The following is a 14,758-nucleotide window of genomic DNA, read 5'->3' on the forward strand; positions in this document are numbered from 1 at the left end:
GTGACGGTGATCTAACACCCTCGAATTTGGCGCGCAAGGGGGAAAATGAAAAGAATTCTTCTTTTTTCACATAATTGTCTTGCTCCTTTGGCCACACTCCCCAAAAATAGGATTTAACGATGTATCAACCTCTTAACCAAGAAGGACCGGACAGATGGATCATACTCCCCCCTGGGCCGGCCGCCCGGGCAGGACCCATTTATCTTCCTATACTCGCCCTTATGATGATGAACTTTTTGCCGCTCTGGATCTGGGAACCAACAACTGCCGCCTGATGGTGGCAGCCCAGACAGCCGGGGGTTTTCGCGTGGTGGACAGCTACAGCCGGATGGTAAAGCTGGGTGAAGGGCTACACCACACGGGTATGCTTGGTGAGCCTGCGATGGAACGCACACTGGACGCTCTGCGCGCCTGTGCAGACCGTGTAGGCCGCCGCCAACTGCGCGACATTAGGGCTGTTGCTACTGAAGCCTGCCGCCGTGCGGGCAATGGCTCGAAGTTTCTTGAGCGTGTGAGAGCCGAGACAGGCTTTAACATCAACATCATATCAGGACGGGAAGAAGCTTGCCTGGCGGTAGAAAGCTGCGCCAACCTTATCCATAATCCCCGCTTTGGGGTGCCACGCAATCGTGCACTCCTTTTTGACATTGGCGGTGGTTCGACTGAAATAGCATGGGTTCGGGTAGACCCTTTTCGTCAGACACAAGAACTGATTGGGTATCTTAGCCTGCCCATCGGGGTCATTACCCTGTCTGAGCAGTTCGGCCCAAAAAGTTCGTATGATCTGGGCTGTTATGCTGAAATGGTTGCCCATACCAAGCAGGCGCTGCACGATTTTGAAAATGTGCACAGAATAGGGCCGGAAATTCGACGCAAACAGACGCGTTTTATCGGTACCAGCGGTACGGTTACAACGCTCGCCAGCCTTGTTCTTGGTTTGCCGCGCTATGTACGTGCTGCCGTTGACGGTTCACAATTGCCTTCCGTCAGTGCGCGGCGTGCTGTACGCATGCTGCATGAACTGGGGCCGGACGGGGTAGAGGCTCACCCCTGCATCGGCCCGGATCGGTCCACTTTTGTATTGCCCGGATGCGCTATTTTTGAAGCCATTCACGATATGTGGCCGATTGAGGATATTATTGTTGCTGATCGTGGGTTAAGAGACGGCATGGTGCTACGTATGATCCGCAAGGCAACTCCTGCTCCGCGGCGTTATCAGAGGCCGCCCGTGCTTGGCCCCATACCTTTTCAGCAGTCCATTCAGGCAACGGGATCATGAGTGACCAGAAAACCGGCTCAGGCCGGACGAAACAACCTTTACGTGTGGCAGGGCGTGCGCGCAAAAGCAGTAGTGCACCCGGAGCGGGTCTGAGCAAGGATGACTCAGATGCGCCTCATACGCTGCGCTCTAAATCCGTATCACTCCGCACGGCGCGTGGGCGTACAACCGCCCAGCAGCGTTGGCTCTCACGGCAGTTGAATGATCCGTATGTGCAGGCAGCTCACAAACAGGGTTGGCGCTCCCGTGCAGCTTTTAAGCTGATTGAACTGGATGATCGTTTCCACCTGATCAAGCCCGGTATGCGCGTGGTTGATCTGGGGGCAGCTCCGGGTGGATGGACGCAGGTTATCGTCAAACGTGGGGCCAGCCGCGTTGTGGGGGTGGATCTGCTGCCAGTTGACCCGGTTGCCGGGGCTGATGTCATTGAAGGGGATTTTACAGACCCGGAAATGGCAGGACGGCTGATCGGTATGTTGGACGGCAAGGCTGACCTTGTTTTGTCAGACATGGCACCTAACACCACAGGCCATTCTGCTACAGACCACATCCGTATTATCGGTTTGGCAGAGGAAGCGCTTCATTTTGCCTTTGATATTCTGGCCGAAGGCGGTGGGTTTGTCGCCAAAGTATTCCAAGGTGGTGCAGAGCGCGCCATGTTGGATACACTCAAGCAGGCGTTCTCATTGGTTCGTCATGCCAAACCTCCAGCTAGCCGCAAGGATTCAAGCGAGCTTTACGTTGTGGCAACAGGTTTCCGGCCTGACCGGTTGAAAAACCCAGAGTGACCGCCGCTGTGGGTTGGCGCAAAAGGTGTAAGCTCTGATGGAGGCTTCGTTCTGGCTTGATAAGTGGAAACGGAACGAAACAGGGTTTCATGCGCCAGAACCGCATACTTTCCTGCTTCGTAACTTTCCTGCGCTAAAACTTTCTACCGGCGCTCATGTGTTTGTTCCCCTGTGCGGCAAAACTGTGGACATACACTGGCTGCTTGCACAGGGTTTTCGTGTGACGGGAAGTGAGTTAAGCCAAATTGCGGTAGAGAGTTTATTTCAAGACCTTGGGTACAAACCAGAAATCGCTCTAACTGATTATGGTCCGTGTTATAGCGCCGGTTGCCTGCGCGTTTTTGTCGGCGATATTTTTCGTCTTGATGCCGATGCTCTTGGTTCGGTTGATGCTGTTTATGATCGTGCGGCGCTTATTGCACTGCCACAGGATATGCGCCGATTTTATGCTGCGCATATAGTTCAAATTACACACGCAGCCCAACAACTGCTGGTCTGCCTTGATTACGACCAGACTAAGCGGGGAGGGCCACCGTTCTCGGTAGATGAACGGGAACTCAGCACTCTCTACGCAGCGGATTATACTCTTACGGAGCTGGAGGCCGTAGCTGTGCCAGGTGGCCTTAAAGGTATTTGCCCGGCACAGGAGTTGGTGTGGCTTCTTAGTCCCAAACGGCTTTAGGGTAGCTTGGAAAGACGCTCTAACATGAGCGTCCATAAACTGGCCGCATCAACTGTGTTGAGGAATTCTGCATTGGGTGGTCGGTGGGTTACTTTCCACCAGTCAACAGCCGTCGCCCCGAGGGTAAGCGGGCTTGCGACCTCTACTTCCACATTGACAAACCGCCCGGAGAAAAATTCGGGCGCAAGAAGCCATCCAATGGTGCATGGGTCATGCAAGGGGGCGCCGCTCCAGCCATATTTTTTTAAGTCAAAGCGGGCTGAAAAGTTAAGCATGTCATAGGCGGCACGGGCGCAACGCCCGGAAAGTGCCGCGAGTTTTTCCAGCCTGTCGGGTGTAATCAAAAACTTATGAGTAACATCCAGCGGGACAAGTGTGAGAGGAAGGCCACTTGCCAAGACTATCGCTGTGGCGTCAGGGTCCGCAAACGCATTGAACTCAGCGCTTGGTGTAATGTTGCCTGTCTCCGTCCATGCGCCACACATCGACACAACGCGCTTGGCGCGTGCAACAACATCCGGCGCCTGAATAACGGCCGTTGCCAGATTGGTCATCGGGCCCAGTGTCACAATGGTAATGGTTTTGGCGGGGTTGTTGGCCAAAGTGTCCAGTAAAAATGCCACGCCATGCTGGGGTCTGGGCGTTAGGGTAGGGGCTGGCAAGTCGGGGCCGTCCATTCCTGTATCGCCATGCACATGCTGCGCATTAATTGGGGGGCGGCGTATTGGTCGCGGGCAGCCTTTATAAACAGGCACATCAGAGCGACCGGCTAATTCCAGAATTTTACAAGCGTTCAGCGCTGTTTGTTCTACAGGCACATTACCTGCGGCGGCAATCAAACCCAGTACGTCAAATTCCGGCGATGCCAAGGCCAGTATGATGGCGATGGCATCGTCTTGGCCGGGGTCCGTATCAATAATGATTTTCTGTGGCGTCATGGAGGGCTCCCGCAAAACAGATGGTGGGGCTTAAACAAGAATAATGCCCGCAATAGCGGCACTCATGAGGTTGGACAACATGCCAGCAAGGACTGCTCGTGCGCTTATTCTTGCCAGCTCTTCCCGGCGTTCCGGACACTGGCTGCCAAAGGCGGCTACAAGAATGCCAATGGAACTTAAATTGGCAAAACCACAAAGAGCAAATGCCGCAATAGCCCCGCTGCGGGCGGAAAGTGCTCCATTCTGCAAAAAGGGGCTTAGGTGCAGGTAGCCTACAAATTCATTGATAACCAACTTCAACCCAAGCACAGAGCCAACAACACCACACTCCGCCGCAGGCACACCGAGTAACCAGGCAATGGGGGCGAACAAAAGCCCAAACAGATACTCAAGTGACAGGCCCGGAACGTGCAGGGCAGGACCAAGAGACTGCAAGCCGGTATTCACCAGTGCAATCAGCCCCACAAAAGCCACAAGCGTTGCAGCGACAGCAACCGCTGTGCGGGTACCTTTTATGGCGCCTTCAGTCACCGTTTCAAAAAAAGCCTGATGATACGATAAACGACCGGATGCCAGTGTATCGACTGGGCTACCGAGAGGGCGGGGTGCCAGCAGTTTTGCAAAAAGTAGGCCGCCCGGAATGGCCATGAAGGATGCCGCAACAAGATAGTGTGCAGGCACGCCCAAGCCTACATAGCCAACCAGTGTAGCGCCAGAAACAGAGGCCGCACCACTACAGAGAACACTGAATAATTCCGTTGCGGCCATTGTGCGTAGATAGGGGCCGAGCGCGACTGGTAGTTCGCTTTGACCAATAAAAATAGTGATAATTGCACCGAAAGACTCAACGGGCGAAGTGCCAAACGCTTTTTGCAGTAGTTTGCCTGCAACGCGCGCAAAAAACTGCATGAAGCCCACATGGAACAGAATGGCAATAAGCGCACTGACATAGACGAGGGATGGCAAAACCCGGAAGGCAAAGACAAACCCCTCGTTCGGGAAAATGGTCGCCATTTTATCGCTGGCAAGGGCACCAAAGAGAAACCGCGCGCCTTCATCCCCGCACGCCAGAATACCCGTTACAAATTTGGAGAGCGCCCAAAGAGCCTGTTGCCCGGCAGGGACCCGCAATACCAGAAACCCAATGGCAAATTGTGCTGCAAGACAGGCTGCAACCGTGCGGATGTTAATATGTTTGCGGTCCGACGAAAAACAGACAGCAATGCCTATGAGAAGAAGAATACCAAGGCACCCACGGCTATGCATTCGTTGTCCTTAACTGGCGCAAAACAAAAGAGAGACCAACTCCTGACCCAACTGTTCTTGAAACGCAACAGTTGGGCTTTGGAAAGGCGGCCGGATTTTACGGGGTGGCCGGTTTTGGCCATTCAGGCACAAGGAAATGGGCAGGGCAGTTGTCCTGAATTTGCGGGCTACTCAGGAAAGCTGTTGCGCGTGGAAAACTGGAAAGCTGATCCGGTTTAAGCGTAAACCAGATTTGGGAGAGGATAGATCTGTTTTGTGCGTCCTTGTTGCACTGGAACTGCACACCACGCTCAGGCAAAGCGCCCGTATCAGCCTGAATCCGCTGTATCAGATCAGTCTTGGCAATGAGCTGACCGGCAGAAGATTCAAGATAATGCGCTGCGGGTAGAGAGGCAAAACGGTCACGTAACGTTGCCGCAGCAGTAAAAAATTGCTCTCCATCCATACCAAAGCACTGCACATGCTTTTTATATTCGTGATCCACCAAATTGCTGTGCGTATGGGCAACCAGTTCTGCCAGCCTTTGAGTCAGGGAAGCAGAAAGATGTGGGGCGGGTAAAGTGGCATCCGGCGTATAACGTGCACATCCTTTTTGCCACCATGTTGTGACGGGTACGTTGGTCTTGATCAGGTCGGATGGGCGGGAGGCCCATAAGCCATGTAGTCCGACCAGCGGTTCGCGCGGTTGGTCAGCATTGCAGCTATTTCCTTTAGGGCCTGAGCAGAAGCCCGGCTGCCATGTCAGTGCGAGTGTATAATGCCCAAAATCCCCATGTTGAGGCGCTGTCAGGGATATAGCGCTCTGGTCCTGATTGGCGGGGGATGTATGGGGTGCAAGATGGGAGCAGCCAGACAGGAGGGCAAGAGCCAGAACGGCCCCGGAAAAACGTTTGGACACTAACCGCATAAGGCTCTCTCAACTGGTTGGGGCGGAACGCACTGTTGGGGTGTTAGGATATGTTTTCCCGTTTGTTGCCCTTATCAGCAGGACTGTCTATGGCCTTCCAGATGAAAATTTAACGTGTGCTTTTACCGAAAGCTGGTAACAGCACCCCCTTCAAACCTTGAAGTGGCAACACAGTGGAAGATTGCATGACTGAGACTAAGGCATATCCCAAGATTTATCTTGGCGGAGACCTCGTGTTCCGGAAGAATGCTCAGGCGCTGTTTCATACCTTCAAGGAAATCTGCCTGACCGTACGCTTGCATGGTGTTTCACCATTTGACGGGCAGGATGAAGTAGAAGCGCTCCCAGCCGGTAAAGACACAAGCCTTCTTATTGCCCGGCTTGATCGGGGGCTTATGGATGAGTGCGATGGTGCCTTGTTCTGTATAGATCCTTTCCGTCGTGCCGCAGATATGGACCCAGGGACTGCGGTAGAAATTGGCTACATGGCCGCCCAGAACAAACCAATGGCGGGCTACACAATTGATGGCCGCAGTTATCATGACAAGGTTCAGGCCTATTTTGAACACGGATGGAAAGAACCTTTGAATGCCGTGCATCAGGCTTCTGGCAAAACCCGCTGGCTGGACGCTGACAGCATGATTGTGCACTCGGAGGGACTTTTGCAAAACGCTATGGTGGAAGGGTTTATCCGTCAGAGCGGCGGGGATATTGCCGTGGCAGATGACATTGTAGAAGCCTTCAAGGCAGCAGCGCAGACGCTCTCCGTTCTTATGCATAACGTTGCAGGAGAGAAAGCATGACCGAGCTTTTTGCTACTTTGGCGGCTCAGGCCACCGCTGCGCGTTTGAAAGCCTATGCTCCGTATTCCCGCTTTCAGGTGGGCGCTGCACTGGTTACCGAGGACGGGCAGATTTTTGCCGGGTGCAACGTTGAAAATGCAGCCTATCCGGAAGGTACCTGTGCAGAGGCCGGTGCCATTGCAGCCATGGTCGCTGCTGGCGGTAATCGTAAAATTAAGACCATTATGGTTGCTGGTAAAGGTCCAGCTCCCTGCTTGCCTTGCGGGGGCTGCCGCCAGAAAATTCGGGAATTTGCGACCCCAGCCACGCGTGTGCAGGTTGTGAATGAAGATGGAAAGCTTCTTTTTGAAGAGACACTCCACGCGTTGCTGCCAGCCTCTTTTGGCCCAGAAAATCTTGATCAAGACGTATAAAGGTACCGCCATATGAAACCCGGTTTTTTCTCACGTTTTACACGACACTGCCTTCTCGGGTTGGGGCTGGCTGGTGCCTGTGTGCCTGCATTGGCACAGGCTGAGCAGGCTGACCGTCTGGTTGTTTTTGATGATGATGGCTTTGCCTTGGCACAATGGATGGTGCTGAAATCTCCGCATGTAAAAGTGTTGGGGTTTGCAACTGTTAGTGGTGATTTCTGGCAGAAAGAGGCGACTGCGTACGCGTTGCGCGGGCTGGAAATCGCCAACAAGACAGAGGTGCCGGTTGTACCCGGTGCAACTTATCCGCTCATGAATTCAGAAAAGCTGACAGAGCGGTGGGAAGCGCTTTATGGCAAGCTGATATGGAAAGGAGCCTGGATGAAAAAGTGGGTTGAAAAAACCAACCAGCCCCTTCCGCCATACCATCCTGCCGATGTCGTGCCTGACCTGCCTTGGGGTAACCCCAAATTAAAGCCTTCAGCGGAAAATGCCGCGTCATTCATGCTGCGTATGGTGCACCAGTATCCGGGGCAGATCACTATTATTGAAAGCGGGCCCATGACCAATCTGGCTCTTGCTCAGAAAATGGACCCGCAATTTGCAAGCCTTGCCAAAGAGCTGGTGTATATGGGGGGAAGCCTTAACCCCCAACAGAAACTGAACAGCCCGGCAGCAGCTCAGTTCGCGCGGGAGTTTGTAAATTCACCCCGCCGCGAATTTAATATCCGGTTTGACCCGGAAGCAGCGTCCATTGTGATGCATGCGCCTTGGAAGCATATTCTTATGGTGCCTGTTGACCCTTCTACAGAGACGGAAATGTCGGCTGAGTTTGTGAAAGACATTACCCAGTCCGACACACCAATTGCGCGTATTATGCGTAAGTCGGCCAATAATTTCCCCTTATGGGATGAAATTGCCGCCGCCGTCTGGCTGGACCCCAGCCTTATCCGTACCAGCGCAGAGCTTTATGTAGACGTCAATACGGCGTTTAGTGCTCAGTACGGTGACATCCTCTCGTGGATGGAAGGGTATCAGCCTGGCTTGGATGAGCAGAAAGAAAAGGTCGTGCTGACGGTTGATGTGCCCCGCATGAAGGCCCTTATTAAAGAGCTGATTGCACAGCCCTGATCTTGCGGCCCATCCGTAACGGGTGCTGCATAGGGTAAAAGAGGGCAAGCACAAGAAGAATTAAGGTCATGATACGATCATACACGCTCAAGGCACTTCTTCTGGGCAGTCTCATGCTTATATGCCCTTTCTCCGTAAGAGCGGAGGAAGGGATGAGCCGGGCAGAGGTTTTCAGGCAGGTTGAGGCGCTTTCAGCTCTTGGTGATAAATTATTTCATGACCCTTCACTGTCTGCCTCTGGAAAGTTGTCCTGTGCCAGTTGTCATGATGAAGGGCATGCTTTTGCGCCTGCCAATGGGCTTGCCGTACAAAAAGGTGGTCCCACCTTACAGGCTACCGGGCACAGAGCTACGCCTTCTCTAAAATATTTGCAGGCGGTACCGCAGTTTACAGAGCATTTTTTTGACTCTGAAGATGAAGCCGATGAAAGCATTGATAATGGGCCGACTGGAGGATTAACGTGGGATGGTCGGGCCAATACATTGGCCGAGCAGGCTGCGATCCCGCTACTGGCTCCTTTCGAGATGGGGAATAAAACGCAGGCAGAGGTGGTGGCAAAAGCCATCAAGGCTGGATACGAGCAGAAATTACGGGCTCTTGAGCCCTTTTTGCAAACAACGTCCCTGTTTGTAGTGCTAACAAAAGCACTTGAAACGTATCAGCAAAGCTGGAAGGTTTTTTACCCCTATACCAGTAAGTATGATGCCTTTCTGGCAGGCAAAGTTGCTCTAAGCCCGGAGGAGCAACTTGGTCTAAAGCTGTTTGAGGACCCCGCTAAAGGCAATTGTGCCTCATGCCATATTAGTCAACCGGGTCACGATGGCACGCCGCCACAGTTTACGGATTACGGCATGATTGCTCTTGCCGTGCCACGCAATAAGGAACTGGAGGAAACACATTCTGCCAGTTCTTATGATCTCGGGTTGTGTGGTCCTGACCGTAAGGACCTTCAGGAACGGCCTGAGTATTGTGGCTTATTTCGGACGCCAACTTTGCGCAATGTGGCGACACGCAAAGTATTTTTCCATAATGGCTTTTATAAAACGCTCCATGATGCTGTGGCGTTTTATGTATTGCGTGATACCCACCCAGAGCGTGTGTACCCTACGGACACGCACGGCAAGGTGATGCGTTATAATGATCTGCCAACGCAGTACCAAGCCAATATCAATAAAGACCCGCCTTTTGGAGAGCGCATGGATAAAAAACCAGCGCTTTCAGAAAAGGAGATAGAGGCAATAGTTGCATTTTTACAGACATTGACGGACGGTTATATCCCGCCACACCACTAACTCAGACGGTGAGGGGTATCATCTTACCCCTCAATGCATCTTTCAGTTGGTGCTGGCAGCCGGTAACTGGAGGGCAGATGTCAGGTCACCCAAGGGTTGGCCGGTGCTGGCCATAATACCTTTGTCTCGTGTCTGTACACCTTCCAGCGGGCGCAACATGAAACGCTCAGTCAAAAATTTGAGGATGGACGATGTGTCCTGTACCGTTTTGTCCACATAATGCCGCCGGGCGTATGGTGAGACAATAATGGCGGGAATACGTGTGCCCGGCCCCCAACGGTCTGCTTTGGGAGGAGCCATGTGGTCCCAAAGGCCACCATTTTCATCATAGGTTACAATAACCAGCATATGCGGCCATTGCGGACTTTTTTCCAAGTGGTGGATAAGAGAGGCTATGTGTGCATCGCCACTTTCAATATCGGCATAACCAGAATGCTCGTTCAGGTTACCTTGAGGTTTGTAGAACGAAACCTGAGGCAATTTGCCGTCATCAATAATTTTGAGAAACCGTGCGCCGTTTAAGCCGCCATCTTGCAAATGCTGTGCGCGGGCTGCCGTACCGGGCGCATAATTAATGAAATAGTTATAAGGTTGATGATGATACTGAAAGTCCGGCACAGGGTCACTGTTGCCGTGGTCTAGCACATGCTGCCAAGCACCGGAGAACCACGCCCAGCTCACCTCTTTTTCACTCAAACGGTCCCCAATTGTAGGGCTGGTCTGTGGGGGGAGAGTGGTCGCACGGGCAGGGTCTGCATAGCGTGCGTCCTGCCCCACAGCCGGAGCATTCCCGCTGGGCTGGTACGGGGGCTGCATGGTGTTCACAGCATAAAAATCTGGTGTCAGATTACCGTCCCGTACAAATTTCGGGACACCACTCAAGGCAGATTTAGGAGAGTTCTGGGCAAGGGCAAGAGCTGTGCCGTCAGCGGTGGTAACCGCGATGGATGGCTTGGCCGGGCTTTTATCAGCATCTGGATAATAAGGAGCACAAGCACAGGCCAGCCATTGATGGTTAAAAAACGACCCGCCAAAACCACCCATGAAAAAATGGTCTGCTAAAGTATATTGTTGAGCGATTTTCCACATCTGCATGTGGCTACCATCCCAGTAGCCCATTGGCATGGCACCAGAATCTGCCCACGCGACGAACATGTCGTTTTTACCGCCATTAATTTGCATCTGGTTTTGATAAAAACGGTGCCACAGATCATGCGTTAGGGTGTTGAGAGGGACATGAAATCCTTTTGCGTCATCAACCTCAAAAGGCGCGTTGGGCAAATGTTCGCTCATGGCCTGTGTGATGGGGTTGCTAGCGCCACGCCCTGTCAAACCACCCCACACGGGGGGCAGTACAGGCAGAATGGAGCCGTCTCGGTCTTTTTGCAGGGCAGCCTCAGGGGGGAGTGACGCCGAGGTTTCAGCGCCCGGAAAGCCGCGATACAGATTATCAAAAGAACGGTTTTCAGCAAAAATAACCACAACAGTCTGAATGGCGGAAAGGTCTGGTTCCGGCGTATTGGCTGCCGATGCGGCCTGACTTTGAACTCCGCTTAACGCAAGCATGCTGACACTTGTTAGAGCAAAAAATGAGCGCATGCGCTGTCGGGCACTGCGTGCAGAATTGGATAAGAAAATCGCAGACAATGGAAGCCGCATATGTCACTCGAGTGCTGTTGTGGTTAAACAAAGCTTACAGTCTCATACCTACGGCTAAACTTCAATTTTCTACGAAAAATTAAACAGAGGCCTGAATGTGAGTTTTACCACACTAATGGCTATGGGTGCCATTTTCATAAAAAATCACATCACCATTGAAAGTCAGGTTTTCTACGCTTTTCAACCCGTACCGCATGGAGGTTTTTGTGCCTGCAAAATAGCCGGGATTGAGCTTGAGTGATGTGGTTTTGTAACGAACATTCAGGCTAGTTAAGCCACAGCAACAACAGTCAGTATGTCATTTACCTTTTTATTAAAGATTGCTCTTAAATAAGCAGGTTTTGTACATCGTTCCATGTTGGTGCAGCGTCAGCTGCGCCTTTACGGGTTGTCGCAAGTGCTCCACATGCGGAAGCAAATCTGACAGCATCACCTAACGAATTTTGTAAAGTTAGGGCAACGGCCAGACCAGCATTGAAACAATCGCCGGCTGCTACCGTATCAATGGGAGTTACTGGAAAAGGGGGGATAAAGCCTTCTCCTGTGGCGTCCTGCCAATAGGTGCCGCGTCCACCCATCTTTATGATTGCGGCTTTCGCACCTTTGCCGCGTAGAATACGGGCTGCCTGTGCGGCGCCATCTGGCGTTTCCGGTCGAATTCCGGTCAGGCGCTCCGTTTCTGTCTCGTTGGGTGTCACAATGTCGGTATTCTGCCAAAGTAGCTTGGGCAGGTCCTCATTGGGTGCTGGAGCAGGGTCCAGAATAACGACAGCGCCACCAGCATGTGCCGCTTGGGCCGCGGCTGTTACGGCATGCAGAGGGCATTCAAGTTGTAAGAGTAGAACTTGGGCTGCGTTAAGGAGAGGAGTGGCCGCAATAATATCTGTTTCAGAGACGGCCTGATTAGCCCCTCCCACAACAGTAATGCAATTTTCGCCCTGTTTATCGACGTGAATGAGCGCGATTCCGGTTGCGTGGTCCGGGTCTTCGAGTAGCGGAGAGCACTCCACGCCAAACGTAGTCAATGTCTCACGCGCTAACGTGGCAAAGTTATCCGGGCCGGTGCGCCCAGCCAGCGCGACCTTTATTGAGTGGTTATGGCATAGTCTGGCCGCTGCTGCTGCTTGGTTAGCCCCTTTACCCCCTAGCCCTACAGTGTAGCTGCCTGCGTGTTGGGTCTCGCCTGCTTTGGGCAGGGTTTCCACACCTACTGTCAGGTCTATGTTGACGCTACCAAAGGAAAGAATGAGGGGGGACTGATCGGCCATGAGTACACCATCAAGAGACAAAGCAAGGAGAGGGTGCCACATGGCATTCTCACATGTCGGAAACACGGTGCTTATAGAGCGTTGTTTAATGGGAGTGAACAGGCCGACCTGTTTTTTTACTTCCTGATTATGATAGGCAGATATCCTGAGCACGGAGAAAAAAATGTATAAACTTTACGTCTATGACCATTGTCCATTTTGCATCAAGGCACGCATGATCTTTGGCCTGCATGACCTGCCTTTTGAGCTGATTATGTTGCAAAATGATGATGAAGCGACGCCCAAAGCAATGATCGGCCGTAAAATGCTGCCTATTCTTGAGTATAATGGGCACTACATGGGTGAAAGCATGGATATTATTGCTCATATTGAGCAAGCAGGCACACCCGTTCTCAAGGGGCCAACACGGCCTGAACTTTCAGACTGGATGCAGCGCGCGAGCGGGCCGCTCTATCGGCAGTTTTTACCAAGAGCCGCTTGTGCACCTTTTCCGGAGTTTTCCACTACGTCTGGCCGGGCTTACTTTATTCGGAACAAAGAGAAATCTACCGGTCTGTTTTCAGACATATTGAATGAAGGCCCGCAGGCTTTGGCTGGTCTCAATACATTGCTGTCTGAACTTGCTCCGCTCATTCAAGACAAGTCGGCGGTCAATGGCACACTTTCAACGGATGACATTCATCTGTTTGCCCATCTGCATAGCCTTTCCCTCATTCGTGGGCTTGTTTACCCTGATGAGGTAGAGGCCTATCGCAAAGCTATGTCTGCCAAAGCTGGTATTCCATTGCTGGATGAACTGGCTGTTTAAGGCTGCTTAACCCTCAAAGACAGGTCCAGAGGGCAGGAGTTTTCCGGGGTTCAGAATATTATAGGGGTCAAACGCTGCTTTTACGGCACGCATGACACTCAAAGCCCCGGAACCATGCTCTGTTTCCAAAAACTCAAGCTTACCCAAGCCTACGCCGTGCTCGCCACTGCAGGACCCACCCAGTGCCAAGGCACGCGCAACAATCTTACGGTCTAGGTCTAGAGCCTGTTGGTAGCCTTCTGGCGTATCGTCTGTCACAATCAGTGTGTGAAAATTGCCGTCACCTACATGGCCAAGAATGGCCGCATATAGGCCAGACTGTTCAATGTCCTGCCGTACTCCGGTAATCAAAGCCGTTAAAAGCGAGATCGGTACAATACAATCTGTAGAAATAACTTGCTTGCCGGTACTCTTGGCTTTTATTGCCCAATAAGCGTTATGGCGTGCCTTCCATAGGCGGTTTCTTTCATCCTGAGTATCTGCCCAACAGAAACTGCGGCCATTATTGTCGAGGGCAATAGACTCTGTCAGGGCTATTTGTTCGCTGACAGCGGCAGGTGCACCTGCAAACTCAAAAAACAGCGTTGTCAGTGGTTGAAACTCTGTCAGGCTGGAAAACGCAATACACGCTTCCATCTGCACATTATCCAGCAGCTCTACCCGGGCAATGGGGATGCCCATCTGTATAATTTCTGTGGCCGTTGTCACAGCGTCATCAAGCCTGTCAAACTGGCAGACTGCGGCTGAAATCTGCTCCGGCACACCGTGAAGCCTGAGTTGAATTTCAGTTATAATCCCTAATGTGCCCTCAGACCCAATAAACAGGGATGTCAGATCATACCCGGTGGACGACTTTCTTACGCGGCCCCCTGTCTGGATCACCTCACCATTAGCCATCACAACGGTCAGGCCAAGTACGTTTTCTTTCATGGTGCCATAACGTACAGCCGCAGTGCCCGACGCCCGTGTGGCGCACATACCGCCTAGCGTTGCTTCTCCGCCTGGGTCCACTGGGAAAAACAGCCCGGTGTCCCGCAGGAAAGCATTTAACGCCTGGCGTGTTATGCCAGCCTGCACCCTGCAATCCAGGTCGGGGCTATTAACTTCAAGGATGTCCACCATCCGGGATAGATCCAGACTGATGCTGTGCGCCGGAGGCGTTACATGCCCCTCAACAGAGGTTCCTGCGCCAAAGGCCACAACGGGGACCCGGTGTGCGTGGCATAGTTTTAAAACGGCCGACACGTCTTGAGTGGACTCAGCAAAAATGACGGCTTCAGGCATATTGGCGCCGTGGTAAGCTTCGCCATGACTATGCACGTCACAGACGGATGTATTCGTCGAGACCTTGTCTGCTCCCAAACGCTCCCGCAACTGAGAAATAATGGAAGAGGCTTTGTTTGTGAAAACGGACATAGGGCAACCCAAGACAGCAGAAAACGGTAGTCTATCGAGAAGTAGTGCGTTCAGTCGACGCGGAAATCTCACAGAAGGGTTGTACATCGGGTTAGATTATGAAAAAGT

14 protein-coding genes are annotated in these 14,758 nt (G+C 52.4%); 8 read left to right on the top strand and 6 right to left on the bottom strand.

Annotation, left to right across the window (positions count from 1 at the left end; translation table 11 throughout):
- Positions 1 to 154: 154 nt before the first annotated feature.
- From ACTIDN_RS10815 to tmpT, 3 genes are read left to right on the top strand one after another with little or no spacing between them, the layout of a single operon-like run.
- Positions 155 to 1,279, top strand: a complete 1,125-nt coding sequence (locus tag ACTIDN_RS10815) for a Ppx/GppA phosphatase family protein (protein ID WP_441377051.1) — start codon at positions 155 to 157, stop codon at positions 1,277 to 1,279.
- Positions 1,276 to 2,067 carry an RlmE family RNA methyltransferase gene (locus tag ACTIDN_RS10820; RefSeq protein WP_415508509.1) on the top strand — a complete coding sequence of 264 codons (792 nt, stop codon included), beginning with the start codon at positions 1,276 to 1,278 and terminating at the stop codon, positions 2,065 to 2,067. Before ACTIDN_RS10815 ends, ACTIDN_RS10820 begins: the two co-directional genes overlap by 4 nt.
- A 37-nt stretch (positions 2,068 to 2,104) precedes the next feature.
- The gene (tmpT, locus tag ACTIDN_RS10825; protein ID WP_441377052.1) at positions 2,105 to 2,749 is read left to right on the top strand and encodes a thiopurine S-methyltransferase; all 645 of its coding nucleotides are present in this window, start codon (positions 2,105 to 2,107) and stop codon (positions 2,747 to 2,749) included.
- On the opposite strand, the gene ACTIDN_RS10830 is transcribed toward tmpT, so the two are convergent.
- The 3 genes from ACTIDN_RS10830 to ACTIDN_RS10840 all read right to left on the bottom strand — a co-directional run bounded on the left by ACTIDN_RS10830 (position 2,746) and on the right by ACTIDN_RS10840 (position 5,860).
- A complete protein-coding gene (locus tag ACTIDN_RS10830) occupies positions 2,746 to 3,687 on the bottom strand; it encodes a nucleoside hydrolase (protein ID WP_441377053.1) in 942 nt (313 codons plus the stop codon). The genes tmpT and ACTIDN_RS10830 overlap by 4 nt on opposite strands.
- A 30-nt stretch (positions 3,688 to 3,717) precedes the next feature.
- Positions 3,718 to 4,953, bottom strand: coding sequence for a NupC/NupG family nucleoside CNT transporter (locus ACTIDN_RS10835; protein WP_441377054.1), 1,236 nt, complete (start codon positions 4,951 to 4,953; stop codon positions 3,718 to 3,720).
- Positions 4,954 to 5,050: 97 nt separating this feature from the next.
- Positions 5,051 to 5,860, bottom strand: a complete 810-nt coding sequence (locus tag ACTIDN_RS10840) for a ribonuclease T2 family protein (protein ID WP_441377055.1) — start codon at positions 5,858 to 5,860, stop codon at positions 5,051 to 5,053.
- A gap of 185 nt (positions 5,861 to 6,045) precedes the next feature.
- Here ACTIDN_RS10840 and ACTIDN_RS10845 point away from each other — a divergent pair, with 185 nt between their 5' ends.
- The 4 genes from ACTIDN_RS10845 to ACTIDN_RS10860 all read left to right on the top strand — a co-directional run bounded on the left by ACTIDN_RS10845 (position 6,046) and on the right by ACTIDN_RS10860 (position 9,499).
- Positions 6,046 to 6,663: a nucleoside 2-deoxyribosyltransferase gene (locus tag ACTIDN_RS10845; RefSeq protein WP_441377056.1), complete on the top strand. Its 618-nt coding sequence runs from the start codon at positions 6,046 to 6,048 to the stop codon at positions 6,661 to 6,663.
- Complete coding sequence (cdd, locus tag ACTIDN_RS10850; RefSeq protein WP_441377057.1) at positions 6,660 to 7,076, top strand: cytidine deaminase; 417 nt, start codon at positions 6,660 to 6,662, stop codon at positions 7,074 to 7,076. Before ACTIDN_RS10845 ends, cdd begins: the two co-directional genes overlap by 4 nt.
- Positions 7,077 to 7,088: 12 nt before the next feature.
- Positions 7,089 to 8,207 (top strand): nucleoside hydrolase, encoded by a 1,119-nt coding sequence (locus ACTIDN_RS10855; protein ID WP_441377058.1) that lies wholly within the window; start codon positions 7,089 to 7,091, stop codon positions 8,205 to 8,207.
- Positions 8,208 to 8,275: 68 nt separating this feature from the next.
- Positions 8,276 to 9,499 carry a cytochrome-c peroxidase gene (locus ACTIDN_RS10860; RefSeq protein ID WP_441377059.1) on the top strand — a complete coding sequence of 408 codons (1,224 nt, stop codon included), beginning with the start codon at positions 8,276 to 8,278 and terminating at the stop codon, positions 9,497 to 9,499.
- Between the two features lie 42 nt (positions 9,500 to 9,541).
- On the opposite strand, the gene acpA is transcribed toward ACTIDN_RS10860, so the two are convergent.
- Together acpA and ACTIDN_RS10870 are read right to left on the bottom strand one after the other, a co-directional pair.
- The gene (gene acpA / locus ACTIDN_RS10865) at positions 9,542 to 11,065 is read right to left on the bottom strand and encodes an acid phosphatase (RefSeq protein ID WP_441377060.1); all 1,524 of its coding nucleotides are present in this window, start codon (positions 11,063 to 11,065) and stop codon (positions 9,542 to 9,544) included.
- 419 nt (positions 11,066 to 11,484) lie between these two features.
- On the bottom strand, positions 11,485 to 12,426 hold the full coding sequence (locus ACTIDN_RS10870) for a PfkB family carbohydrate kinase (RefSeq protein ID WP_441377063.1): 942 nt from the start codon (positions 12,424 to 12,426) through the stop codon (positions 11,485 to 11,487).
- Between the two features lie 163 nt (positions 12,427 to 12,589).
- Between ACTIDN_RS10870 and grxB the strand changes: the two genes are divergently transcribed.
- Positions 12,590 to 13,234 (top strand): glutaredoxin 2, encoded by a 645-nt coding sequence (grxB, locus tag ACTIDN_RS10875; protein WP_441377061.1) that lies wholly within the window; start codon positions 12,590 to 12,592, stop codon positions 13,232 to 13,234.
- 6 nt (positions 13,235 to 13,240) lie between these two features.
- On the opposite strand, the gene ACTIDN_RS10880 is transcribed toward grxB, so the two are convergent.
- Complete coding sequence (locus tag ACTIDN_RS10880) at positions 13,241 to 14,650, bottom strand: FAD-binding oxidoreductase (RefSeq protein WP_441377062.1); 1,410 nt, start codon at positions 14,648 to 14,650, stop codon at positions 13,241 to 13,243.
- Positions 14,651 to 14,758: the final 108 nt, after the last annotated feature.

Origin of the sequence: Acetobacter sp. (assembly GCF_052102375.1) — a bacterium.
Classification (GTDB): Bacteria; Pseudomonadota; Alphaproteobacteria; order Acetobacterales; family Acetobacteraceae; genus Acetobacter.

Excerpts from the sequence above, each read along its gene's own strand:
- ACTIDN_RS10815 (WP_441377051.1), top strand. The coding sequence starts at position 155 with ATGGATCATACTCCCCCCTGGGCCGGCCGCCCGGGCAGGACCCATTTA.
- ACTIDN_RS10820 (WP_415508509.1), top strand. The coding sequence starts at position 1,276 with ATGAGTGACCAGAAAACCGGCTCAGGCCGGACGAAACAACCTTTACGT.
- tmpT (WP_441377052.1), top strand. The coding sequence starts at position 2,105 with ATGGAGGCTTCGTTCTGGCTTGATAAGTGGAAACGGAACGAAACAGGG.
- ACTIDN_RS10830 (WP_441377053.1), bottom strand. The coding sequence starts at position 3,687 with ATGACGCCACAGAAAATCATTATTGATACGGACCCCGGCCAAGACGAT.
- ACTIDN_RS10835 (WP_441377054.1), bottom strand. The coding sequence starts at position 4,953 with ATGCATAGCCGTGGGTGCCTTGGTATTCTTCTTCTCATAGGCATTGCT.
- ACTIDN_RS10840 (WP_441377055.1), bottom strand. The coding sequence starts at position 5,860 with ATGCGGTTAGTGTCCAAACGTTTTTCCGGGGCCGTTCTGGCTCTTGCC.
- ACTIDN_RS10845 (WP_441377056.1), top strand. The coding sequence starts at position 6,046 with ATGACTGAGACTAAGGCATATCCCAAGATTTATCTTGGCGGAGACCTC.
- cdd (WP_441377057.1), top strand. The coding sequence starts at position 6,660 with ATGACCGAGCTTTTTGCTACTTTGGCGGCTCAGGCCACCGCTGCGCGT.
- ACTIDN_RS10855 (WP_441377058.1), top strand. The coding sequence starts at position 7,089 with ATGAAACCCGGTTTTTTCTCACGTTTTACACGACACTGCCTTCTCGGG.
- ACTIDN_RS10860 (WP_441377059.1), top strand. The coding sequence starts at position 8,276 with ATGATACGATCATACACGCTCAAGGCACTTCTTCTGGGCAGTCTCATG.
- acpA (WP_441377060.1), bottom strand. The coding sequence starts at position 11,065 with ATGCTTGCGTTAAGCGGAGTTCAAAGTCAGGCCGCATCGGCAGCCAAT.
- ACTIDN_RS10870 (WP_441377063.1), bottom strand. The coding sequence starts at position 12,426 with ATGGCCGATCAGTCCCCCCTCATTCTTTCCTTTGGTAGCGTCAACATA.
- grxB (WP_441377061.1), top strand. The coding sequence starts at position 12,590 with ATGTATAAACTTTACGTCTATGACCATTGTCCATTTTGCATCAAGGCA.
- ACTIDN_RS10880 (WP_441377062.1), bottom strand. The coding sequence starts at position 14,650 with ATGTCCGTTTTCACAAACAAAGCCTCTTCCATTATTTCTCAGTTGCGG.